The sequence below is a fragment of the Streptomyces sp. NPDC051677 genome, assembly GCF_044453465.1.
GTDB lineage: Bacteria > Actinomycetota > Actinomycetes > Streptomycetales > Streptomycetaceae > Streptomyces.
Window position 1 is genome coordinate 144,096 of the sequence record NZ_JBITCT010000006.1, and the last position, 21,427, is coordinate 165,522.

Annotated in this window: 21 protein-coding genes; 15 read left to right on the forward strand and 6 right to left on the reverse strand. The window is 72.1% G+C overall.

Translation table 11 applies throughout. The annotated features are described in order from the left end of the window. Nucleotides 1-72: 72 nt before the first annotated feature. The 3 genes from aroA to ACIBAF_RS09215 are packed head-to-tail and all read left to right on the forward strand — an operon-like array spanning nucleotide 73 to nucleotide 3,088. On the forward strand, nucleotides 73-1,314 hold the full coding sequence (gene aroA, locus ACIBAF_RS09205; protein ID WP_399462654.1) for a 3-phosphoshikimate 1-carboxyvinyltransferase: 1,242 nt from the start codon (nucleotides 73-75) through the stop codon (nucleotides 1,312-1,314). A gap of 5 nt (nucleotides 1,315-1,319) precedes the next feature. Then, nucleotides 1,320-2,507 (forward strand): chorismate synthase, encoded by a 1,188-nt coding sequence (gene aroC / locus ACIBAF_RS09210; protein ID WP_399462516.1) that lies wholly within the window; start codon nucleotides 1,320-1,322, stop codon nucleotides 2,505-2,507. Then, complete coding sequence (locus tag ACIBAF_RS09215; protein ID WP_399462518.1) at nucleotides 2,504-3,088, forward strand: shikimate kinase; 585 nt, start codon at nucleotides 2,504-2,506, stop codon at nucleotides 3,086-3,088. The genes aroC and ACIBAF_RS09215 overlap by 4 nt, the downstream gene beginning before the upstream one ends. Before the next feature lie 12 nt (nucleotides 3,089-3,100). Here ACIBAF_RS09215 and ACIBAF_RS09220 read toward each other — a convergent pair whose 3' ends face one another. The 3 genes from ACIBAF_RS09220 to ACIBAF_RS09230 all read right to left on the reverse strand — a co-directional run bounded on the left by ACIBAF_RS09220 (nucleotide 3,101) and on the right by ACIBAF_RS09230 (nucleotide 6,582). Further along, nucleotides 3,101-5,503, reverse strand: a complete 2,403-nt coding sequence (locus ACIBAF_RS09220) for a Tex family protein (protein ID WP_399462519.1) — start codon at nucleotides 5,501-5,503, stop codon at nucleotides 3,101-3,103. Nucleotides 5,504-5,593: 90 nt separating this feature from the next. After that, nucleotides 5,594-5,725 carry an LPFR motif small protein gene (locus ACIBAF_RS09225; RefSeq protein ID WP_327319321.1) on the reverse strand — a complete coding sequence of 44 codons (132 nt, stop codon included), beginning with the start codon at nucleotides 5,723-5,725 and terminating at the stop codon, nucleotides 5,594-5,596. 107 nt (nucleotides 5,726-5,832) lie between these two features. Continuing rightward, a complete protein-coding gene (locus ACIBAF_RS09230; RefSeq protein WP_399462656.1) occupies nucleotides 5,833-6,582 on the reverse strand; it encodes an enoyl-CoA hydratase/isomerase family protein in 750 nt (249 codons plus the stop codon). 239 nt (nucleotides 6,583-6,821) lie between these two features. On the opposite strand from ACIBAF_RS09230, the gene ACIBAF_RS09235 reads away from it, so the two are divergent. Then, nucleotides 6,822-7,340, forward strand: coding sequence for an ATP-binding protein (locus tag ACIBAF_RS09235; RefSeq protein WP_399462657.1), 519 nt, complete (start codon nucleotides 6,822-6,824; stop codon nucleotides 7,338-7,340). Between the two features lie 3 nt (nucleotides 7,341-7,343). On the opposite strand, the gene idi is transcribed toward ACIBAF_RS09235, so the two are convergent. The 3 genes from idi to galE form a co-directional block, all read right to left on the reverse strand. Next, a complete protein-coding gene (gene idi / locus ACIBAF_RS09240) occupies nucleotides 7,344-7,937 on the reverse strand; it encodes an isopentenyl-diphosphate Delta-isomerase (protein WP_399462520.1) in 594 nt (197 codons plus the stop codon). 202 nt (nucleotides 7,938-8,139) lie between these two features. Beyond that, nucleotides 8,140-9,081, reverse strand: a complete 942-nt coding sequence (locus tag ACIBAF_RS09245) for a cation diffusion facilitator family transporter (protein WP_399462521.1) — start codon at nucleotides 9,079-9,081, stop codon at nucleotides 8,140-8,142. Between the two features lie 160 nt (nucleotides 9,082-9,241). Then, on the reverse strand, nucleotides 9,242-10,210 hold the full coding sequence (gene galE, locus ACIBAF_RS09250) for a UDP-glucose 4-epimerase GalE (protein WP_399462522.1): 969 nt from the start codon (nucleotides 10,208-10,210) through the stop codon (nucleotides 9,242-9,244). A gap of 333 nt (nucleotides 10,211-10,543) precedes the next feature. Between galE and ACIBAF_RS09255 the strand changes: the two genes are divergently transcribed. The 11 genes from ACIBAF_RS09255 (at nucleotide 10,544) to hpnE (ending at nucleotide 21,376) form a co-directional block, all read left to right on the forward strand. Next, on the forward strand, nucleotides 10,544-12,346 hold the full coding sequence (locus ACIBAF_RS09255; RefSeq protein WP_399462523.1) for a DUF5941 domain-containing protein: 1,803 nt from the start codon (nucleotides 10,544-10,546) through the stop codon (nucleotides 12,344-12,346). After that, on the forward strand, nucleotides 12,343-13,095 hold the full coding sequence (locus tag ACIBAF_RS09260; RefSeq protein ID WP_399462524.1) for a sugar phosphate nucleotidyltransferase: 753 nt from the start codon (nucleotides 12,343-12,345) through the stop codon (nucleotides 13,093-13,095). Before ACIBAF_RS09255 ends, ACIBAF_RS09260 begins: the two co-directional genes overlap by 4 nt. Then, a complete protein-coding gene (locus tag ACIBAF_RS09265; protein WP_399462525.1) occupies nucleotides 13,083-14,144 on the forward strand; it encodes an iron-containing alcohol dehydrogenase family protein in 1,062 nt (353 codons plus the stop codon). Before ACIBAF_RS09260 ends, ACIBAF_RS09265 begins: the two co-directional genes overlap by 13 nt. After that, nucleotides 14,122-14,901 carry a CDP-alcohol phosphatidyltransferase family protein gene (locus tag ACIBAF_RS09270; protein ID WP_079658262.1) on the forward strand — a complete coding sequence of 260 codons (780 nt, stop codon included), beginning with the start codon at nucleotides 14,122-14,124 and terminating at the stop codon, nucleotides 14,899-14,901. Before ACIBAF_RS09265 ends, ACIBAF_RS09270 begins: the two co-directional genes overlap by 23 nt. A gap of 35 nt (nucleotides 14,902-14,936) precedes the next feature. Beyond that, on the forward strand, nucleotides 14,937-15,782 hold the full coding sequence (locus ACIBAF_RS09275) for a glycosyltransferase family 2 protein (RefSeq protein ID WP_399462658.1): 846 nt from the start codon (nucleotides 14,937-14,939) through the stop codon (nucleotides 15,780-15,782). A 96-nt stretch (nucleotides 15,783-15,878) separates the two neighbouring features. Further along, on the forward strand, nucleotides 15,879-16,808 hold the full coding sequence (locus tag ACIBAF_RS09280) for an ABC transporter permease (RefSeq protein WP_399462526.1): 930 nt from the start codon (nucleotides 15,879-15,881) through the stop codon (nucleotides 16,806-16,808). After that, nucleotides 16,801-17,589 (forward strand): ABC transporter ATP-binding protein, encoded by a 789-nt coding sequence (locus ACIBAF_RS09285; RefSeq protein ID WP_399462527.1) that lies wholly within the window; start codon nucleotides 16,801-16,803, stop codon nucleotides 17,587-17,589. The genes ACIBAF_RS09280 and ACIBAF_RS09285 overlap by 8 nt, the downstream gene beginning before the upstream one ends. Nucleotides 17,590-17,947: 358 nt before the next feature. Next, nucleotides 17,948-18,859, forward strand: coding sequence for a squalene synthase HpnC (gene hpnC, locus ACIBAF_RS09290; protein ID WP_399462528.1), 912 nt, complete (start codon nucleotides 17,948-17,950; stop codon nucleotides 18,857-18,859). Beyond that, nucleotides 18,856-19,806, forward strand: a complete 951-nt coding sequence (hpnD, locus tag ACIBAF_RS09295; RefSeq protein ID WP_399462529.1) for a presqualene diphosphate synthase HpnD — start codon at nucleotides 18,856-18,858, stop codon at nucleotides 19,804-19,806. Before hpnC ends, hpnD begins: the two co-directional genes overlap by 4 nt. Continuing rightward, nucleotides 19,806-19,958, forward strand: a complete 153-nt coding sequence (locus tag ACIBAF_RS09300) for a DUF6380 family protein (protein ID WP_399462530.1) — start codon at nucleotides 19,806-19,808, stop codon at nucleotides 19,956-19,958. Before hpnD ends, ACIBAF_RS09300 begins: the two co-directional genes overlap by 1 nt. Next, nucleotides 19,955-21,376 (forward strand): hydroxysqualene dehydroxylase HpnE, encoded by a 1,422-nt coding sequence (gene hpnE / locus ACIBAF_RS09305; RefSeq protein ID WP_399462531.1) that lies wholly within the window; start codon nucleotides 19,955-19,957, stop codon nucleotides 21,374-21,376. Before ACIBAF_RS09300 ends, hpnE begins: the two co-directional genes overlap by 4 nt. The last annotated feature ends 51 nt before the right edge of the window (nucleotides 21,377-21,427 follow it).

Below are 21,427 nucleotides of genomic sequence, written 5' to 3' on the forward strand. Positions count from 1 at the left end.
GGCGCATCGCGCCGGACGACCGCGGGCGAGCCGCACGCCGCCGGGGACACGCACGCCCCGTTGACCGCGCGGATGCCCGGGTCGAAGAGTCTCACCAACCGGGCGTTGCTGCTGGCCGCCGCCGCGAGCGGTACGAGCGTGCTGCGGGCGCCGCTGGTCAGCGAGGACACCCTCGCCTTCCGGGAGGCACTGCGCACGCTGGGCGTCGAGGTGCGGGTCGCCCCGGCCGACGCGTCCTGGGAAGTCACCGGCGTCCGGGGACACCTCGCCGGGCGCGCCGACCTGTGGTGCGCCGACGCGGGCACCGCGGTCCGTTTCCTGCCGCCGTTCGCCGCGGCGGCGGGGAAAGGGGAGTTCACGTTCGACGGGACCCGCCAGCTGCGCGCCCGCCCGCTGGCCCCGCTGGCCGAGGCACTCGGCCGCCTCGGTGCGCAGGTGCGTACCGGGCCCGGCGGATCCCTGCCGCTGACCGTGCGCGGCGACGGGCTGGACGGCGGGCCGCTGGAGCTGGACTCCGGCCTCAGCAGCCAGTACCTGAGCGGGCTGCTGATGGCCGGACCGCTGATGCGCCGCCCGTTGTCCGTCGAGGTCGCCCGCCTGGTCAGCAGGCCCTACGTCGACATGACGCTGGCGTTGATGCGGACCTTCGGCGCACACGTCACCGAGTCCGCCGCCGGACGCATCGAGGTGACCCCCGGCGGCTACACCGCGACGGACGTGTCCATCGAACCGGACGCCTCCACCGCGTCGTACTTCTTCGCCGCGGCCGCCGTCACGGGAAGCACCGTCACCGTCCCCGGCCTGGGGCGCGAAAGCCTCCAGGGCGATCTGGGATTCGTGCGGGTGCTGGCGCGGGCGGGGGCCGACGTCCGTATCGGGGACGAGGCGACCACCGTCACCGGTACGGGGCGGCTGCGCGGCGGCTTCCAGGTGGACATGGGCGAGATCTCGGACACCTTCATGACGCTCGCCGCCATCGCACCGCTGGCCGACGCACCCGTCACCGTCACGGGCATCGGCCACGCGAGGCTGAAGGAGTCGGACCGCATCGGCGTGACGGCGGCGAACCTGCGCGCCTGCGGCATTCGCGTCGACGAAGGCCGGGACGGGATCACCGTCCATCCCGGCACACCGCAGCGGGCGCGGATCGCCTGCCACCGCGATCACCGGATCGCCATGTCCTTCGCCGTGCTCGGCCTCGGCAGCTCGGTCGCTCTCACGCTCGACGACCCGGCCTGTGTCGGCAAGACCTTCCCCGGGTTCCACACCGAGCTGCGAAGGCTCTTTCCCGCCTACGACTTCGAGGAGCAGTGAGACAGGTGTCGAGCAGGTTGCGGTGGTTGACCGCGGGCGAGTCGCACGGCCCCGCACTCGTGGCGACGTTGGAGGGCCTCCCGGCCGGAGTGCCGGTCACCACGGACATGGTGGCCGAGCACCTGGCGCGACGGCGGCTCGGCTACGGACGCGGTGCACGGATGAAGTTCGAACGGGACGAGGTGACGCTCCTCGGCGGCGTCCGGCACGGGCTGACGCTGGGTTCCCCGGTGGCGGTCATGGTGGGCAACACCGAGTGGCCGAAGTGGGAGCAGGTGATGGCGGCCGACCCGGTGGACCCGGAGGTGCTGGCGGGGCTGGCCCGCAACGCGCCGTTGACGAGGCCACGGCCGGGGCACGCCGACCTCGCCGGCATGCAGAAGTACGGCTTCGGCGAGGCCCGTCCGATCCTGGAGCGCGCCTCCGCCCGTGAGACGGCCGCCCGGGTCGCGCTCGGCGCGGTCGCCCGGTCGTACCTGAAGGAGACGGCGGGCGCCGAGATCGTCTCCCACGTGGTCGAGCTGGCCTCGGCGAAAGCGCCGTACGGGGTGTGTCCCACTCCGGCGGACGCGGAACGGTTGGATGCGGATCCGGTGCGGTGTCTGGATCCGGACGCGTCGAAGGCGATGGTCGCGGAGATCGACCAGGCCCACAGGGACGGTGACACGCTCGGTGGTGTGGTCGAGGTGCTGGTGTACGGGGTGCCGGTGGGGCTGGGCTCGCATGTCCACTGGGACAGGCGCCTCGACGCCCGGCTGGCCGCCGCTCTCATGGGCGTCCAGGCGATCAAGGGCGTCGAGGTCGGCGACGGGTTCGAGCTGGCGCGCGTGCCGGGTTCGAAGGCGCACGACGAGATCCTCGCCGGCGCCGCGGGGATCAGGCGGGCCTCGGGTCGTTCGGGCGGTACCGAGGGTGGGTTGTCGACGGGTGAGGTGCTGCGGGTGCGGGCGGCGATGAAGCCGATCGCGACCGTGCCGCGCGCCCTGCGGACGGTGGACGTGGCCACGGGCGAGGCGACCCAGGCGCACCACCAGCGCTCGGACGTGTGTGCCGTGCCGGCGGCCGGGATCGTGGCCGAGGCGATGGTCGCCCTCGTCCTGGCGGACGCGGTGGCGGAGAAGTTCGGCGGCGACAGCGTCCCCGAGACCCGCCGCAACGTGCGGTCGTACCTCGACAACCTGCACATCCGATGAGCGGGCCGCTGGTCGTCCTGGTCGGCCCGATGGGCGTCGGCAAGTCCACCGTCGGGCGGCTGCTGGCCGAACGCCTCGGCGCCGGATACCGGGACACCGACGACGACATCGTCGCCGAGCAGGGCCGCGGCATCGCGGAGATCTTCGCCGACGGGGGCGAGCCGGCCTTCCGCGCGATCGAGAAGCAGGCGGTGCACCGCGCGCTCGCCGAGCACGACGGCGTCCTCGCGCTCGGCGGCGGCGCGATCCTGGACGCGGGCACGCGCGGCCTGCTGGCCGGGTGCCGGGTCGTCTACCTGTCGGTCGGCGCCGAGGAGGCGCTCAGGCGCACCGGCCGGGACACGCCCCGGCCCTTGCTGGCGGCCGACCCGCGCAAGCAGTGGCAGGACCTGATGGAGACCCGCCGCCAGCTGTACGAGACGGTCGCCGGTGCGGTCGTGGCCACGGACGGCCGTACCCCTGAAGAGGTGACCCGAGCCGTCCTGGACGCACTGGGGCCGAACCCGGCCCTGGCCGGCCGCCGCCGAGGACCCGGCCCGGCCGGCCTGCTCGCCGCGTACGGCGAAGCGGCCGGCCCGTGAGCCGGTCCGTTCTCAGCGCTTGCCCTTCTTCGGGTCGACCAGGCCCGCTCGGCGCAGTGCGTCGGCCATGGCGCTGTTGGCCGGCGGGGGAGCGGCCTGGCGGGAACCGCCGCTGCCGCCGCCGCGCTGGCCGCCCTGCTGGCGCTGCTGGGGCGGACGCCCGCCGCGCTGGGGCCGGCCGCCCCCGCCGGAGGACTGGCCCTGGCCGCCCTGCGGGGCCGCCTCGTCGTCCAGCCGGAGCGTCAGCGAGATCCGCTTGCGCGGGATGTCCACGTCGAGGACCTTCACCTTGACGATGTCGCCCGGCTTGACGACGTCCCGCGGGTCCTTGACGAACGTCTTCGACAGGGCCGAGACGTGCGCCAGGCCGTCCTGGTGGACGCCGACGTCGATGAACGCCCCGAAAGCCGCCACGTTCGTCACGACGCCCTCCAGGACCATCCCGGAGGACAGGTCGGAGATCTTCTCCACCCCCTCCCTGAAGGTGGCCGTCTTGAAGGCGGGCCGCGGGTCGCGCCCGGGCTTCTCCAGCTCCTTGAGGATGTCGCTGACGGTCGGCAGACCGAACGTCTCGTCCACGAAGTCGGTCGGCCGCAGCGACCGCAGGACGCCCGTGTTGCCGATCAGGGACGCGACTTCCTGCCCGGAGGTCTTCACCATGCGCCGCACCACCGGGTACGCCTCCGGGTGCACGCTGGAGGAGTCCAGCGGGTCGCTGCCGCCGCGGATGCGCAGGAAGCCCGCGCACTGCTCGTACGCCTTCGGACCGAGCCGCGCCACCTTCTTCAGCTCGGAGCGGGATGTGAAGGGCCCGTTGGCGTCCCGGTGCGCCACGATGTTCTCGGCGAGGCCCGAGGAGATGCCGGACACCCGCGACAGCAGCGGCGCCGAGGCCGTGTTGACGTCCACGCCCACGCCGTTCACGCAGTCCTCCACCACCGCGTCCAGCGAACGCGACAGCTTCACCTCGGACAGGTCGTGCTGGTACTGGCCGACGCCGATCGACTTCGGGTCGATCTTCACCAGCTCCGCCAGCGGGTCCTGGAGCCGACGCGCGATGGACACCGCGCCGCGCAGCGATACGTCCATGTCGGGCAGCTCCTGCGAGGCGAACGCGGAGGCCGAGTACACCGAGGCGCCGGCCTCGGACACCATCACCTTGGTGAGGTTCAGCTCCGGATGCTTGGCGATGAGTTCCCCGGCGAGCTTGTCGGTCTCGCGGGACGCCGTGCCGTTGCCGATGGCGACCAGGTCGACCGCGTGGCTCTGCGCCAGCCGCGCGAGCTTGGCGATCGCCTCGTCCCACTTGTTCGCCGGGACGTGCGGGTAGATCACGTCGGTCGCCACGACCTTGCCGGTCGCGTCGACGACGGCGACCTTCACGCCCGTACGGAAGCCGGGGTCCAGGCCGAGCGTCGCGCGCGTGCCGGCCGGCGCGGCGAGCAGCAGGTCGCGCAGGTTCGCGGCGAACACGTTCACCGCCTCGTCCTCGGCGGCGGTCCGCAGCCGCAGCCGCAGGTCGATGCCCAGGTGGACGAGGATGCGGGTGCGCCACGCCCAGCGGACCGTGTCCGTCAGCCACTTGTCGGCCGGCCGGCCCCGGTCGGCGATCTGGAACCTCGACGCGACGATCCCCTCGTACGACGAGGGGCCGGGCAGTTCGGAGGGCTCCTCGGGCTCCAGGACGAGGTCGAGGACCTCTTCCTTCTCGCCGCGCAGCATCGCCAGGATCCGGTGCGAGGGCAGCGCGGTGAACGGCTCGGCGAAGTCGAAGTAGTCGGCGAACTTCGCGCCCGCCTCCTCCTTGCCGTCGCGCACCTTGGCGGCGAGCCGACCGCGCCCCCACATGCGCTCGCGCAGCTCGCCGATCAGGTCGGCGTCCTCCGAGAACCGCTCGGTGAGGATCGCCCGAGCGCCGTCCAGCGCGGCCTGGGGATCGGCGACGCCCTTGTCGGCGTCGACGAAGGCGGCGGCCGCCGCGAGCGGGTCGACCGTGGCGTCGGCGAGCAGGCCCTCGGCGAGGGGTTCGAGGCCCGCCTCACGCGCGATCTGGGCCTTCGTGCGCCGCTTGGGCTTGTACGGCAGGTAGATGTCCTCGAGCCGCGCCTTGGTCTCGGCGCCGCGGATCTGCGCCTCCAGCGCGTCGGTGAGCTTGCCCTGCTCACGCACCGACTCCAGGATCGCCGTCCGCCGCTCCTCCAGCTCCCGCAGGTAGCGCAGCCGCTCCTCGATCGTGCGCAGCTGCGCGTCGTCGAGCATCTCCGTCGCTTCCTTGCGGTAGCGGGCGACGAAGGGCACCGTGGAGCCGCCGTCCAGCAGCTCCACGGCGGCCTTGACCTGCCGCTCCCGTACGCCGAGCTCCTCGGCGATCCTGCCTTCGATGGACCCTACTTCGATGGACCCGGGTGTCGTCACGATCCCGTACCGCCTTCTCCACTGAGGTTGCGCCGCAATTGTGGCAGGTGGCGCCGACAGTCGGGGATCAGGGCGCACTCGCGGCGGGGCTCAGGCCCTGCGGCCGTGCGCGGAGCCGGAGGCTCCGCCGAACAGCCGGGCCAGGGCCCGGAACGGCAGGGTCACCACGGTGGCCACCGCCGAACCGATCTGCCGCAACACGTCTGCGATCGCGCGGAACACGTACGTCCCCTTCCACTCGATTCCCCTCGGGCTCACTCGGGTCTCGCTCGGGCGTCCCTCGGGCTGGACACCCCGGGTACCGCGCGCCCGGCCGTCCACCCTTCGCGTCAGCCCGACGCGGTCCAGGTGAAGCGCGGCTCCCTGCGCTCCAGGAACGCGGCGACGCCCTCCGCGGTGTCGCCGCTGCCGCGCGCCTGTGCGCTCCAGTGGGCGTCCCGGTCGGTGCGTCCGGTCGCGAACTCCTTCGCGGCGGCCTGCGTCAGCTGCGAGCGGGACACCAGGACGCGCGTGAACTCCTCGACCCGCTTCCCGAGTTCGTCCGCGGGCAGCACCTCGTCGACCAGGCCCGTGCGCAGCGCCCGCTCCGTGTCGATCAACTCACCGGAGAACAACAGGTACTTGGCGGCGGACGGGCCGACCAGGGACACCAACCGCCGGGTGGAGGAGGACGGGTAGACGATCCCGAGCTTCGCCGGCGTCACCCCGAACAGCGCGCCCTCCTCGGCGAACCGCAGGTCGCACGCCGCCGCGAGCTGTGTGCCGCCGCCCACGCAGTGCCCCCGGACCGCCGCCAGCGTCGGCTTGGGGAACGCCGCGAGGGCGTCCTCGGCGCGTACCGCCAGCGCCGGCGCCTCGTCCGGCGCGTCCTGGAGCGTGGAGATGTCGGCGCCCGCGCAGAACGTCCCGCCCGCGCCGGTCAGCACCAGCGCCCGCACCCCGGGATCGGCGGCCAGGGTGTCCAGCAGCGGGGGCAGCGCCGCCCACATCGCGGCCGTCATGGCGTTGCGTTTCGCGGGATGGTGCAGGACGACGGTGGCCACGGCGTCGGTGACGCCGTACAGCAGTTCGGGCTCCATGCCCAGGATGCTAGCCACCCCCGCAGGGGAGGGTCGGCGCCGTCGAACCCGTACAACCCGAAGAGTGCGCGAAGGCGGCGCTGATACGACAGAAACGGTCCTGCGGTCGACCGGGTCCTCCGCGGGCGGTCGGAAACGCTCGATAACTGCTGACTTCTGTTCAGTCATCCGGAGGGAAGCGTCTCGTTACCAACACTCGACGTGTGGTGACAATCGAGCGCGAGGGTGGCGACCGGACGATGGACGATCACGGGCGCGGGCCCGACCCACGCCCAGAGGGCGGCCCAGGCGGACCTCCCGACTCCCCACGGGAAGCCGTGCCGCGACCGCTGCCCTACGAAGGCGTCTGGCGGTTCACCGCACCAGCCGTGGACGCCTCCGTCCCGCAGGCGCGACACGCGGTGCGGGACCTGCTGTACCGCCAGGGGGTGCCCGTCTCGGACGACCTGGCCCAGGGGCTGCTGCTGATCGTCTCCGAGCTGGTGACCAACGCCGTGCGGCACGCGGCACTGCTGTCGCCGGTGCTCGCGGTGGAGATCGCCGTCGGAGCCGACTGGGTGCGGGTGGCCGTGGAGGACAACCACCCCTACCGCCCGACCGCCCTGGAGACCGATCACGGCCGCACCGGCGGCCGGGGACTGCTCCTGGTACGGGAGATCACCAGGGAGGCGGGCGGGGCGTGCGACGTCGAGCACACGGCGAGCGGCGGCAAGGTGATCTGGGCCGCCCTGCCGCTCAAACCCGTGCGGGGACTGTGAGGGTCACCAGCCGGCCGAGGGACCCGTCAGCTCCCTGACCGCAGGCCGCGCCGCGTCCAGCACGGTCATGAACCAGGACGAGAACGTGTCCTTCGCATGCCGCTCCGCCAGGTCGGCGGGCGTCACGAAGGCCGTGTCGCCGACCTCCTCCGCGTCCGGCCGCAGCGGGGACTGCACCAGCCCGACGAACAGGTGGTTGTACTCCTGCTCCACCAGACCCGAGTCGGGGTCCGGGTGGTTGTAGCGGACCGTGCCCGCCTCGGCGAGCAGCGAGGGGGAGACGCCCAGCTCCTCGAAGGTGCGCCGGGCGGCCGCCGCGAACGGCGCCTCACCGGGGTAGGGGTGACCGCAGCAGGTGTTGGACCACACGCCGGGGGAGTGGTACTTGCCGAGCGCCCGCTGCTGGAGCAGCAGCCGGCCCCGCTCGTCGAAGAGGAACACGGAGAACGCGCGGTGCAGCTGCCCCGGTGGCTGATGGGCGGCGAGCTTCTCCGCGGTGCCGATCGTGACGCCGTTCTCGTCGACCAGCTCCAGCAAGATCGCGTCCGCGGTGCCGTTCGACGACGTGTGTGTCGCGGTGGCAGGTGTGATCGGCATACCCATCCTTAGCATCGGTCCTCGCGTCCCCCAGTCTGCCGTACCCGCCCGGCACTCCCGGCGCTTCGCGCGAAAGCGCGCATGTCCCGCGCACGGCAAGGGGACCCCGTAGGTGATCTTGCCCGGCGCCGACAGGGGGGAACCGTGTGGAACGCCTGTACGGATCGGTGCGGATCACCCGCCGCCCATGACCCGCGCACGCTCAGTGGCAGAGCCGTGCCTCGTGCTCCGCGTGCCCGCTCGGCTCCAGCTGGAAGGTGCAGTGCTCCACGTCGAAGTGGTGTCCCAGGCAGCCCTGGAGCTCGTGCAGCAGCTTCTCGTGACCGATCGCGTTCAGCACCTCCGAGCGCACCACCACATGCGCCGACAGCACCGGCATCCCGGAGGTGATCGTCCAGGCGTGCAGATCGTGCACGTCCTCCACCCCCTCCAGGGCGAGGATGTGGGTGCGCACCTCCGCCATGTCGACGTCCTTGGGGGCCGACTCCAGCAGCACGTCGAGGGTCTCGCGCAGCAGCTTCACCGTCCTCGGCACGATCATCAGACCGATGACGAGCGAGGCGATCGGGTCGGCGGTCTGCCAGCCGGTGGCCAGGATCACAACCGCCGAGATGATCACCGCGACGGAACCCAGCGCGTCCGCCGCCACCTCCAGAAACGCCCCGCGCACGTTCAGGCTCTCCGCCTGGCCGCGCATCAGCAGCGTGAGCGAGACCATGTTCGCGACCAGACCGATCGCGCCGAACCAGATCATCAGCCCGCCCTCGGTGGCGGCCGGCGTGAAGAACCGCTGGACCGCCTCGTAGAGGACGTAGCCGCCCACTCCGAGCAGCAGCAGACAGTTGGCGAGGGCCGCCAGGATCTCGGCGCGGGCCAGCCCGAAGGTGCGGGTCGTGCTCGGCGGCCGGTTGGCGAAGTGGATGGCGAGCAGCGCCATGCCCAGGCCCAGCGCGTCCGTCGCCATGTGGGCCGCGTCCGCGATCAGCGCCAGGGAGTCGGCGAGCAGCCCGCCGACGATCTCGACCACCATGACGCCGAGCGTGATCGACAGCGCCACCCGCAGCCTGCCGCGGTACGCCGCAGCGGCCGTGCCGGTGGTCGGCGGGTGCGTGTGCGTGTGGCCGTGGTCGTGCCCAGCCCCCATGGAAGCAGCCCTTCTGTGGTCCGTCGCGGCCCGTCGTGTTCTGCCCGGGCTCACAGTGAACTACGGGTGGGGGGTATCCGGCAACGCGGCACTGAACACCGTTGTCATGTGCCCTGACCTGCGGAAACGAACCGCAGGTCAGGGCACCCTCACCTGCAGCTCAGGCGTGGTGCAGCCGCCAGCCCCGCCAGGCCGAACCGACCGTCTCGCGCAGGTCCCGCCGGGCCGTCCAGCCCAGCTCCCGGGCCGCGAGACCGGCCGAGGCCACCGCGCGCGGCGCGTCCCCGGGCCGACGCTGCTCGACGACCGCGGGCCGGGTGTCGCCGGCGACCTCGCCGATCAGGGTGACCAGCTCGCGCACCGAGACGCCCTCGCCCCGCCCGATGTTCACCGTCAGATCGCCCCCCGCGTCCGGCGCGGTCAGCCGCCGCGCCGCCGCCAGGTGCGCCTCGGCCAGGTCGGCGACGTGGATGTAGTCACGGACGCAGGTGCCGTCCGGCGTCGGGTAGTCGTCGCCGAAGATCCGCGGGGCCTCGCCCCGGGTGAGCCGGTCGAAGACCATCGGGACGATGTTGAAGACGCCGGTGTCGGCCAGCTCCGGCGCCGCCGCCCCGGCCACGTTGAAGTAGCGCAGGCAGGTCGTCGCGATGCCGTGCGCCTGCCCCGCCGCCCGGACCAGCCACTCCCCGGCGAGCTTGGTCTCGCCGTACGGGTTCACCGGGGCGCACGGGGTGTCCTCCGTGATGAGGTCCACGTCCGGGTTGCCGTAGACGGCCGCGGAGGAGGAGAAGAGGAACCGTCGGATCCCGGCCTCGGCGACCGCGTCGAGGAGGGCGGCCAGACCGCCCACGTTCTCCCGGTAGTAGCGGGTGGGCCGCGCCACCGACTCGGCGACCTGCTTGTGCGCCGCCAGGTGCACGACCCCTGTCACCTCGTGGTCGGCGAAGACCCGCCCGAGCAGGTCGCCGTCGAGCGCCGAGCCCTTCACGAGCGGCACGTCCGCCCCGAGCCGCGCGGCGGCGCCCGTGGAGAGATCGTCCAGGACGACGACGCGCTCCCCGGCGCCGGTCATGGCCCGCGCCACATGTGCCCCTATGTATCCGGCTCCGCCGGTGATCAGCCACGTCATGCCTGTAGACCCTATGCGGACCGGTATCGGCACCAGGGCGCGGTGGGCAATGTCCCGGATGTCGGCTCTGTGGGGCGCGGTTTGTCGGCCGGGCCGCAGATCACCGATGATGATCTCGGCAAAGGCCGGTTCAAGCCGGGCTCAAGCCGGGCTGTCGGACCTCGTTGATCGTCCTTGAACGGGCGGTGAACCCGGCCTTCCCGGCATCCGATAGCCTCTGCCGACATGCCGCCCGCCTGGCGCGGCCACCGGTGCAGTCGCCGGTGCGGCCAAGGGCGCCCCCATCGTGTACATGACCGGCGTGAACGCGTCGGACCCAGGGAGTGAGTTCGGTTGCCGACCGCCATCCTCACCGGTTTGCCGGTCCCCGGATCGTCGATCGAGGGCGACCTGCGGTCCCTCGGCTACGACGTGCGGACCGCCTCCGACGCCGGTGACGCCGAGACCCTCCTCGCGGCCGTCCCCGGCGACCAGCGCGTCGCCGTCGTGGACGCCCGCTTCGTGGGCCACGAGCACGCGCTGCGCCTCGGCCTCACCGACCCCCGCTTCCCGATCGCCGCGATCCCGGGCGCCGTGACCGCGCAGCCCGACGGCCGCCAGGCCCTGACCCGCGCGATGGCCCGGGAGAACTCCGCGAGCGGCGGCGCCGTCCTGGCCGTGGACAGCCTCGCCGACCGTGTCGTCACCGCCCTCGACGCCGACGGCGTCGACGTCTACCGCCCCGAGCTGGGCAGCCTGGTCGCCGAGGTCCCCGCCGACCCGCAGGCCCGCAACGAGGCCCGGCAGGCCGTCGCCGCCGTCGACGACGAGGCCGTCCGACTGAAGTCGGCCGTGAAGGCCCGCGACGGCTTCTTCACCACCTTCTGCATCAGCCCGTACTCCCGCTACCTCGCCCGCTGGTGCGCGCGCCGCGGCCTCACCCCGAACCAGGTCACCACCGCCTCGCTGATCACCGCGCTCATAGCGGCGGCCTGCGCGGCGACCGGCACCCGGGGCGGGTTCATCGCGGCCGGCGTGCTGCTCATCGCGTCCTTCGTGCTGGACTGCACCGACGGCCAGCTCGCCCGCTACTCCCTGCAGTACTCCACGCTCGGCGCCTGGCTCGACGCCACCTTCGACCGTGCCAAGGAGTACGCCTACTACGCCGGCCTCGCGCTCGGCGCGGCCCGCGGCGGCGACGACGTATGGGCCCTCGCGCTCGGCGCGATGGTGCTGCAGACCTGCCGGCACGTCGTCGACTTCTCGTTCAACGAGGCCAACCACGACGCCACCGCCAACACCAGCCCCACCGCCGCCCTCTCCGACAAGCTCGACAGCGTCGGCTGGACGGTCTGGGTGCGGCGGATGATCGTCCTGCCCATCGGCGAGCGCTGGGCCATGATCGCCGTCCTGACCGCGGCCGCCACCCCCCGCATCACCTTCTACGCGCTGCTCATCGGCTGCGCCTTCGCGGCGACGTACACCACGGCGGGCCGTGTCCTGCGCTCCCTGACCCGCAAGGCCAGGCGCACGGACCGGGCGGCGCAGGCCCTTGCGGACCTCGCGGACAACGGGCTCCTGACCGAACTGCTCGCCCGCACCCTGCCCGCGGGCATCCGCATCCCGGCCCCCCTCGCCGCGGGCGCCGGCGCCGGCCTGCTGGTCCTCGCGGCCGGGTTCGACGGGCCGGGCTTCTCGCTCCTCGTGGCCGTCGTGCTGTACGTCCTGCTGTCCGCCGACGCCGTCGCCCGCCCCCTCAAGGGCGCCCTCGACTGGCTGGTCCCGCCGCTCTTCCGGGCCGCCGAGTACGGCACGGTGCTGATCCTCGCGGCCCAGGCGGACGTGCAGGGGGCGCTGCCCGCGGCTTTCGGCCTCGTCGGCGCCGTCGCCTACCATCACTACGACACGGTGTACCGCATCCGCGGCAACGCCGGAGCGCCGCCGGCCTGGCTGGTGCGCGCCGTCGGGGGGCAGGAGGGGCGGACGCTGGTCGTGGCCGTGCTGGCCATGGCGCTCACCGCCTCGCAGTTCAAGGTCGCGCTCACGGTCCTCGCCGTGGCCGTCGCCGTGGTGGTGCTCGTCGAGAGCATCCGCTTCTGGGTGGCTGCCCACAAGGGCGGCGCTCCCGCCGTACACGATGAAGGAGAACCCGCATGATCGGCCTCGTGCTGGCGGCCGGCGCCGGCCGGCGTCTGCGCCCCTACACCGACACCCTGCCGAAGGCGCTGGTGCCGGTGGGGCCCGCGGGCATAGAGGGCGAGCCCACGGTGCTCGACCTGACGCTCGGCAACTTCGCCGAGATCGGTCTGACCGAGGTCGGGGTCATCGTCGGCTACCGCAAGGAGGCCGTGTACGAGCGCAAGGCGGCGCTGGAGGCGAAGTACGGCCTCAAGCTGACCCTCATCGACAACGACAAGGCCGAGGAGTGGAACAACGCCTACTCCCTGTGGTGCGGCCGGGACGCCCTCAAGGACGGCGTGATCCTCGCCAACGGCGACACCGTGCACCCCGTCTCCGTCGAGAAGACGCTGCTCGCCGCCCGCGGCGAGGGCAAGAGGATCATCCTCGCCCTCGACACCGTGAAGTCTCTCGCGGACGAGGAGATGAAGGTCGTCGTCGACCCCGAGAAGGGCATGACGAAGATCACCAAGCTGATGGACCCGGCCGAGGCCACCGGCGAGTACATCGGCGTCACCCTCATCGAGGGCGACGCGGCCCCCGAACTGGCCGACGCGCTCAAGACCGTGTGGGAGACCGACCCCCAGCAGTTCTACGAGCACGGCTACCAGGAGCTCGTCAACCGCGGCTTCCGCATCGACGTGGCGCCGATCGGCGACGTCAAGTGGGTCGAGATCGACAACCACGACGATCTCGCCCGTGGACGGGAGATCGCGTGCCAGTACTGACCCGGCTGATCCCTTCGCCGGTCGTCGTCGACATCCGCCCCGGCGCCCTCGACGACCTCGTCGGGGTCCTCGCCGACGAGCGCATCTCGCACTCCGGCAAGCTCGCGATCGCCGTCAGCGGCGGCTCCGGCGCCCGGCTGCGCGAGCGCCTCACCCCCGCTCTGCCCGGCGCCTCCTGGTACGAGGTCGGCGGCGGCACCCTCGACGACGCCGTGCGGCTCGCCGGTGACATAAAGGCCGGCCACTACGACGCGGTCGTCGGCCTCGGCGGCGGCAAGATCATCGACTGCGCCAAGTTCGCCGCGGCCCGGGTGGGCCTCCCGCTGGTCGCCGTCCCCACCAACCTCGCGCACGACGGCCTGTGCTCGCCGGTCGCCACCCTCGACAACGACGCGGGCCGCGGCTCCTACGGAGTGCCGAACCCGATCGCGGTCGTCATCGACCTCGACGTCATCCGCGAGGCCCCGGTGCGGTTCGTGCGGGCCGGCATCGGCGACGCCGTGTCGAACATCTCGGCCATCGCCGACTGGGAGCTCGCGAGCCGGGTCAAGGGCGAGAAGATCGACGGCCTCGCCGCCGCGATCGCCCGCCAGGCCGGCGAGGCGGTCCTCAGGCACCCCGGCGGCATCGGGGACACCGAATTCCTGCAGGTGCTGGCCGAGGCGCTGGTGCTCAGCGGCATCGCCATGTCGGTGTCGGGCGACTCCCGCCCGTCCTCCGGCGCCTGCCACGAGATCAACCACGCCTTCGACCTGCTCTTCCCCCAGCGCGCCGCCGCCCACGGCGAGCAGTGCGGACTCGGCGCGGCCTTCGCGATGTACCTGCGCGGAGCCCACGAGCAGTCCGCCTACATGGCCCAGGTGCTGCGCCGGCACGGACTGCCGGTCCTGCCCGAGGAGATCGGCTTCACGGTGGACGAGTTCGTCCGCGCGGTGGAGTTCGCCCCCGAGACCCGGCCCGGCCGCTACACGATCCTCGAACACCTCGACCTCAAGACCGAACAGATCAAGGACATCTACGCCGACTATGTCAAGGCCATCGGTAGCTGAACTCAGACCGGTCGTCCACCCTCCGGGGGTGAAGGACCGGCGCAGCGGTGAGCACTGGATGGGGCGCCTCTACATGCGTGAGGTGTCCCTGCGGGTCGACCGCTATCTGGTGAACACCAGGGTCACGCCCAACCAGCTCACGTACCTGATGACCGTCTTCGGCGTCCTCGCGGCCCCGGCGCTGCTGGTGCCGGGGATCACGGGCGCCGTGCTCGGCGTGGTGTGCGTCCAGATGTACCTGCTGCTGGACTGCGTGGACGGCGAGATCGCCCGCTGGAAGAAGCAGTACTCCCTCGGCGGGGTCTACCTGGACCGGGTCGGGGCGTATCTCACCGACGCCGCCGTCCTGGTCGGCTTCGGGCTGCGCGCCGCCGACCTGTGGGGCAGCGGCCGGATCGACTGGCTGTGGGCCTTCCTCGGCACGCTGGCCGCGCTCGGGGCGATCCTGATCAAGGCCGAGACCGACCTCGTCGGCGTCGCCCGCCACCAGGGCGGACTGCCGCCGGTCAAGGAGTCGGCCTCCGAACCGCGCTCCTCCGGCATGGCGCTGGCCCGGCGGGCCGCCTCGGCGCTCAAGTTCCACCGGCTGATCCTCGGCATCGAGGCGTCCCTGCTGATCCTGGTCCTGGCCGTCGTCGACCAGGTCCGCGGCGACCTCTTCTTCTCCCGGCTCGGCGTCGCCGTACTGGCCGGCATCGCGCTGCTGCAGACGCTGCTGCACCTGGTGTCCATCCTCGTGTCGAGCAGGCTCAAGTGAGCGCGCCCACAACGGTCGGCGCGGTCGTCATCACCATGGGCAACCGCCCCGACGAACTGCGCGCACTGCTCGACTCGGTCGCCAAGCAGGACGGCGACCAGGTCCAGGTGGTCGTCGTCGGCAACGGCTCGCCCGTCCCGGACGTCCCCGAGGGCGTCCGCACGGTCGAGCTGCCCGAGAACCTCGGCATCCCCGGCGGCCGCAACGTCGGCATCGAGGCCTTCGGCCCCAGCGGCCGGGACGTCGACGTCCTGCTGTTCCTGGACGACGACGGCCTGCTCGCCCACCACGACACCGCCGAGCTGTGCCGGCAGGCCTTCGACGCCGATCCGAAGCTGGGCATCATCAGCTTCCGGATCGCCGACCCGGAGACCGGGGTCACCCAGCGCCGGCACGTACCGCGGCTGCGCGCCTCCGACCCGATGCGCTCCTCCCGGGTCACCACCTTCCTCGGCGGCGCCAACGCCGTCCGCACGAAGGTCTTCGCGGAAGTCGGCGGGCTCCCGGACGAGTTCTTCTACGCCCACGAGGAGACCGACCTGGCCTGGCGGGCCCTCGACGCGGGCTGGATGATCGACTACCGGTCCGACATGGTGCTGTACCACCCGACGACCGCGCCCTCGCGGCACGCGGTGTACCACCGCATGGTCGCCCGCAACCGCGTCTGGCTGGCCCGCCGCAACCTTCCCGCCCCGCTGGTTCCGGTCTACCTCGGGGTCTGGCTGCTGCTGACGCTGGCGCGCCGCCCCTCGGGCTCCGCGCTGAAGGCCTGGTTCGGCGGTTTCCGGGAAGGCTGGGGCACTTCGTGCGGACCGCGCAGGCCCATGAAGTGGCGCACGGTATGGCGGCTGACCCGACTGGGCCGGCCCCCGGTGATCTGACAAGCTCGTTACTGAGGCACCCGGGCCGTACCACGGGCCCGCCGGCTCATGCCAGCCGTCAAGGCTGCGCATCCCGAAGACGAAGGTTTCCTACTGGTGAGTGAGACAACGCATGACGTCGGAGTCGCGGTGAGCGCGCCTCCGTCGCCCGACGAACGCCTCACGGCGGGGCAGTTGGCCGCCAAGTACGGGCTGGCCGTGAGCGGGGCGCGCCCCTCCCTGCCGGAGTACGTCCGTCAGCTCTGGGGCCGACGCCACTTCATCCTGGCCTTCTCCTCGGCGAAACTCGCCGCGCAGTACAGCCAGGCCAAGCTCGGCCAGCTGTGGCAGGTGGCCACTCCGCTGCTGAACGCCGCCGTGTACTTCATGATCTTCGGCCTGCTGCTCGACGCCGGCCGGGGCATGTCGAAGGAGGTGTACATCCCCTTCCTGGTCACGGGCGTCTTCGTGTTCACCTTCACGCAGAGCTCGGTGATGAGCGGCGTCCGCGCGATCTCCGGCAACCTCGGCCTGGTCCGCGCCCTGCACTTCCCGCGCGCCTCGCTGCCGATCTCCTTCGCGCTGCAGCAGCTCCAACAACTGCTGTACTCGATGGTCGTGCTGTTCGTGGTGGTCATCGGCTTCGGCAGCTATCCGGACGCCTCCTGGGCGCTGATCGTGCCGGTGCTGATACTGCAGTTCTGCTTCAACTCCGGCCTGGCGATGGTCTTCGCCCGGGCCGGCGCGAAGACCCCGGACCTGGCGCAGCTGATGCCGTTCGTGATGCGGACCTGGATGTACGCCTCCGGCGTGATGTTCTCCATCCCCGTCTTCCTCGCCGACAAGCCGCAGTGGGTGGCGAACATCCTGCAGTGGAACCCGGCCGCCATCTACATGGACCTGATGCGCTTCGCGCTCATCGAGGAGTACGAGGCCGAGAACCTGCCCGCCCACGTGTGGGGGGTCGCGGGCGGCTGGGCGCTGCTGCTGGCGGTCGGCGGTTTCGTGTTCTTCTGGCGCGCAGAGGAGAGGTACGGCCGTGGCTGAGCGGCTCCCCGGGCCGCGCGTCCCCACCGTCATCGCCGAGGACGTCCACATCGTGTACCGCGTCAACGGCGCGGGCGGCGGCAAGGGCAGCGCCACGTCCGCGCTCAGCCGCATGGTCAAGCGGGGCTCCGGCGAGGCGACGCGGGGCGTGCGCAAGGTGCATGCGGTGCGCGGGGTGTCCTTCACCGTCCACCGGGGCGAGGCCGTCGGCCTGATCGGCTCCAACGGCTCCGGAAAGTCGACCCTGCTGCGCGCCATCGCCGGCCTGCTGCCGCCCGAGAGCGGCAAGGTCTACACCGACGGCCAGCCCTCGTTGCTGGGCGTCAACGCGGCGCTGATGAACGACCTCACCGGCGAACGCAACGTCATGCTCGGCGGCCTGGCCATGGGCATGTCCCGTGAGCAGATCAAGGAGCGCTACCAGGAGATCGTCGACTTCTCCGGCATCAACGACAAGGGCGACTTCATCTCCCTGCCGATGCGCACCTACTCCTCGGGCATGCAGGCCCGGCTGCGCTTCTCCATCGCCGCTGCCAAGGACCACGACGTCCTGATGATCGACGAGGCGCTGGCCACCGGCGACGCGAAGTTCCGGGGCCGTTCCGAGGAACGCATCCGGGAGCTGCGGGGGCAGGCCGGCACGGTGTTCCTGGTCAGCCACAGCAACAAGTCGATCAGGGACACCTGCGACCGCGTGCTGTGGCTGGAACGCGGCGAACTCCGCCTGGACGGCCCGACCGACGAGGTCCTCAAGGAGTACGAGAAGTTCTCGGCCAGGTAGAGCGATGCGACCAGGGCCCCGCCGGAACTTCCCGGCGGGGCCCTGCGTCTGCAAAGGAAACGTCAACTCCGTGTCGCCTTAGGAATCTTGACGCCAATCGGTGTGTTGTTGTGATGTGCAGGACACCCCCGCGAACCGTGCTGCGTTGTACAACGTAAGCTGGACCGGTCCCGAAACGCGTCAAGTGGGGCGATAATGCGCAGCGCCCATGGTCGGGCCGGTGCACGGGCGGTCGGGCGGCGTGTCCGAAATAGTGTGTATTGGGTCCGCAGTGTAGAACGGGAGATGTGACGGCAATGGCTACGGAGACTCCCCAGCTCAGCGCAGGCCGTGCCGTTTCCGCCCCAGGCGGTCGACGATGACGGCGCCGGTCGCGCCACGCACCGGCGACCCGGAACGCGGCACCCTCGACAAGGCCGCGCACGAGAACTTCCCCGTGGCCCCGTTCTTCCTGCCCAAGGACTGGCGCGAGGACCTGATGGCCGTCTACGGCTTCGCCCGGCTCGTCGACGACATCGGCGACGGCGACCTCGCCCCGGGCGGCGTCGACGCCCGACTGCTCGGCGTGTCGGCCGCCGAGGCCGAGAACCGGCTGCTCCTGCTGGACGCCTTCGAGGCCGATCTGCATCGTGTTTTCGACGGATTCGACGGCCCGCCCCGCCACCCCCTGCTGCGCCGCCTCCAGTCGACGGTCCGCCGCCGCTCGCTCACCCCCGAGCCCTTCCTCGGCCTGATCGCCGCCAACCGACAGGACCAGCTCGTCACCCGCTACGAGACCTACGACGACCTCCTCGCCTACTGCGAACTGTCCGCCAATCCCGTCGGCCGTCTCGTCCTCGCCGTCACCGGCGCCTCGACCCCCGAGCGCGTCCGCCGCTCCGACGCGATCTGCACCGCACTGCAGATCGTCGAACACCTGCAGGACGTGTCCGAGGACCTCGGCCGCGACCGCGTCTACCTGCCCGCCACGGACATGAAGCGCTTCCACGTGCGAGAAGCGGATCTCGCCACGAAAACCGCGGGCGCGTCGGTGCGCGCTCTGGTTGCATACGAGGCGCAACGCGCCCGCGATCTCCTGAATGAAGGCGCCCCCCTGGTGGGTAGCGTCCACGGCAGGCTGAGACTGCTGCTCGCAGGGTTCGTGGCGGGGGGAAGGGCGGCGATCCGCGCGATCGCCGCCGCCGATTACGACGTACTTCCCGGCCCGCCCGAGCCCGGCAAGCTGCAGTTGCTGCGCGAGGTGGGCGTGACCCTGCGAGGAGAGGGGTGATCCGGACCGTGGAGTCGTCACCACACGTGTCCGCGCCGGTACTCGCCGCCTACGGCTACTGCGAGACCGTCACGGGACAGCAGGCCCGTAACTTCGCGTACGGCATCAGACTGCTGCCCACGCCCAAGCGCCGCGCGATGTCGGCGCTGTACGCCTTCTCGCGCCGCGTCGACGACATCGGCGACGGCGGGCTGGACGGGGACGTCAAGACCGCCCGGCTCGAGGACACCCGGGCGTTGCTCACCCGGGTCCGCGAGGGCGAGGTCGAGGAGGACGACACCGACCCCGTCGCGGTCGCCCTCGCGCACACGGCCCGGGCCTTCCCCATCCCGCTGGGCGGCCTGGACGAGCTGATCGACGGCGTCCTGATGGACGTGCGCGGCGAGACCTACGAGACCTGGGACGACCTGAAGACGTACTGCCGGTGCGTGGCGGGCGCCATCGGGCGGCTCTCGCTCGGCGTGTTCGGCACCGAACCCGGGGCGCGCGGCGCCGAGCGCGCGCCGGAGTACGCGGACACACTCGGGCTCGCGCTCCAGCTCACGAACATCCTCCGAGACGTCCGCGAGGACGCCGAGGGCGGCCGGGTCTACCTGCCCGCCGACGACCTCGCCAAGTTCGGCTGCTCGGCCGGTTTCGACGGGCCGAAACCGCCGGAGGGCTCCGACTTCGCGGGCCTCGTGCACTTCGAGGTGCGACGGGCCCGCACCCTGTTCGCCGAGGGCTACCGGCTGCTCCCCCTGCTCGACCGGCGCAGCGGCGCCTGTGTCGCCGCCATGGCCGGCATCTACCGCCGGCTCCTCGACCGCATCGAGCGCGACCCCGAGGCGGTGCTGCGCGGCCGGGTCTCGCTGCCCGGACGGGAGAAGGCCTACGTCGCCGTACGCGGCCTGTCGGGCCTGGACGCCCGGCATGTGTCGCGACGGACCGTCAGGAGGCACACCTGATGGACGCGGCGGACGACACGGTGGGACAAGGCGATTCCCCCGGAGAAAACCGGCACGCAACCCTCCGGTCCGGCGCGGCGTCCCTGACTGCGACGGCCTGCGGTGCAGAGTTCACACACCACGGCCGGCCCGCACGGGAGGGTGCACGATGAACGACGAGCAGCTCGCCGACGCCTCGGAGGTCTCCGGTACTTCGGGACGCACAGCCGTCGTCGTCGGGGGCGGGCTCGCGGGTGTCACCGCCGCGCTCGCGCTCGCCGACGCGGGCGTACGGGTCACCCTCCTCGAAAGCCGGCCCCGGCTCGGCGGCCTCGCCTTCTCCTTCCAGCGCGGCGACCTCACCGTCGACAACGGACAGCACGTGTACCTGCGCTGCTGCACCGCCTACCGCTGGTTCCTCGACCGCATCGAGGGCAGCGCGCTGGCGCCGCTGCAGGACCGGCTCGACGTGCCCGTCGTCGACCTCGCCAAGCCCGAGGGGCAACGGCTGGGCAGACTGCGGCGCGACGCGCTGCCGGTGCCCCTGCATCTGGGGCGCAGCCTCGCCACGTATCCCCACCTCTCGCTCGCCGAACGCGCCAGAGTGGGCCGGGCCGCGCTCGCGCTCAAGGGACTCGACCTCGCCGATCCGACCCTGGACACACAGGACTTCGGCAGCTGGCTGACCGCGCACGGTCAGTCGGCACGCGCCGTCGAGGCCCTGTGGGACCTGGTCGGGGTCGCCACCCTCAACGCGGTCGCGGGCGACTCCTCGCTGGGGCTCGCCGCGATGGTGTTCAAGACCGGTCTGCTGTCCGACCCGGGCGCGGCCGACATCGGCTGGGCGCACGTCCCGCTGGGCGAACTGCACGACCGGCTGACCCGCAAGGCGCTCGAGTCCTCGGGCGTACGGATCGAGGTCCGTTCACGCGTCACCTCCATCTCTACTGACGAAAACGGGGCGTGGAGCGTTCAGGTTCCCGGCGAGACGCTCCGCGCGGACACCGTCGTGCTCGCCGTGCCGCAGCGCGAGACGTACGACCTGCTCCCCGACGGAGCGCTCGACGACCCGCGGCTGCTGCTGGACATCGACACCGCGCCCATCCTCAACGTGCATGTCGTCTACGACCGCAAGGTGCTCGACAAGCCCTTCTTCGCGGCGCTCGGCACGCCCGTGCAGTGGGTCTTCGACCGCACCCACGCCTCCGGCCTGCGCGAGGGCCAGTACCTCGCCCTGTCCCAGTCCGCCGCGCAGAGCGAGATCGACGAACCCGTCGCCGTGCTGCGCGAGCGCTATCTGCCCGAGCTGGAGCGGCTGCTGCCGGGCGCGCGCGGCGCCGAGGTGCGGGACTTCTTCGTGACCCGGGAGCGCACGGCGACGTTCGCCCCCACCCCCGGCGTCGGGCGGCTGCGTCCCGGCGCCCGCACCAAAGCCCCCGGCCTGTACCTGGCCGGAGCGTGGACCGCCACAGGGTGGCCCGCGACCATGGAGAGTGCGGTCCGCAGCGGCGTGAGTGCGGCGGACGCCGCGCTGAGCGCCCTGGGCCGGCCCCGCCCCCGCCGCCTCTTCGCGTTCGAGGAGGCGGCCTGATGCTCGATCAGCACGGCTCGGCACACCCCCGCACCCCCTCCGGTACCGCAA

Excerpts from the sequence above, each read along its gene's own strand:
- ACIBAF_RS09235 (WP_399462657.1), top strand. The coding sequence starts at position 6,822 with ATGGACGATCACGGGCGCGGGCCCGACCCACGCCCAGAGGGCGGCCCA.
- ACIBAF_RS09260 (WP_399462524.1), top strand. The coding sequence starts at position 12,343 with ATGATCGGCCTCGTGCTGGCGGCCGGCGCCGGCCGGCGTCTGCGCCCC.
- hpnC (WP_399462528.1), top strand. The coding sequence starts at position 17,948 with ATGACGGCGCCGGTCGCGCCACGCACCGGCGACCCGGAACGCGGCACC.
- idi (WP_399462520.1), bottom strand. The coding sequence starts at position 7,937 with ATGCCGATCACACCTGCCACCGCGACACACACGTCGTCGAACGGCACC.
- ACIBAF_RS09245 (WP_399462521.1), bottom strand. The coding sequence starts at position 9,081 with ATGGGGGCTGGGCACGACCACGGCCACACGCACACGCACCCGCCGACC.
- ACIBAF_RS09230 (WP_399462656.1), bottom strand. The coding sequence starts at position 6,582 with ATGGAGCCCGAACTGCTGTACGGCGTCACCGACGCCGTGGCCACCGTC.
- aroA (WP_399462654.1), top strand. The coding sequence starts at position 73 with ATGCCCGGGTCGAAGAGTCTCACCAACCGGGCGTTGCTGCTGGCCGCC.
- ACIBAF_RS09300 (WP_399462530.1), top strand. The coding sequence starts at position 19,806 with ATGGACGCGGCGGACGACACGGTGGGACAAGGCGATTCCCCCGGAGAA.
- hpnE (WP_399462531.1), top strand. The coding sequence starts at position 19,955 with ATGAACGACGAGCAGCTCGCCGACGCCTCGGAGGTCTCCGGTACTTCG.
- ACIBAF_RS09270 (WP_079658262.1), top strand. The coding sequence starts at position 14,122 with ATGTCAAGGCCATCGGTAGCTGAACTCAGACCGGTCGTCCACCCTCCG.
- ACIBAF_RS09215 (WP_399462518.1), top strand. The coding sequence starts at position 2,504 with ATGAGCGGGCCGCTGGTCGTCCTGGTCGGCCCGATGGGCGTCGGCAAG.
- galE (WP_399462522.1), bottom strand. The coding sequence starts at position 10,210 with ATGACGTGGCTGATCACCGGCGGAGCCGGATACATAGGGGCACATGTG.
- ACIBAF_RS09275 (WP_399462658.1), top strand. The coding sequence starts at position 14,937 with ATGGGCAACCGCCCCGACGAACTGCGCGCACTGCTCGACTCGGTCGCC.